The sequence below is a fragment of the Psychrobacter sp. CAL346-MNA-CIBAN-0220 genome (assembly GCF_040309805.1).
Taxonomy (GTDB): domain Bacteria; phylum Pseudomonadota; class Gammaproteobacteria; order Pseudomonadales; family Moraxellaceae; genus Psychrobacter.
On record NZ_JBEOPF010000604.1, the window covers coordinates 1 to 247 of the forward strand.

The following is a 247-nucleotide window of genomic DNA, read 5'->3' on the forward strand; positions in this document are numbered from 1 at the left end:
GAGTAGCAATTTCAAGTTTAATTTTAGGTATAAAGTCAACCTGATATTCAGCACCACGGTATAACTCAGTATGCCCTCTTTGACGTCCAAATCCCTTAACGTCAACCACTGTCATTCCTTCGATGCCTAAATCAGCGAGTGCTTCACGCACATCATCTAGTTTGAATGGCTTTATTATTGCACTGATCATTTTCACAAAGGCCCCCTTAGGACGCTAGCTTGTTATTGTATTTCCTCTATACAATCC

1 protein-coding gene is annotated in these 247 nt (G+C 40.5%); it reads right to left on the reverse strand.

Annotated elements, in window-relative coordinates:
* Positions 1-196: P-II family nitrogen regulator (locus AAEY88_RS14975; RefSeq protein WP_350563661.1), on the reverse strand; the 196-nt coding region annotated here is incomplete at its 3' end.
* Between the last annotated feature and the right edge of the window lie 51 nt (positions 197-247).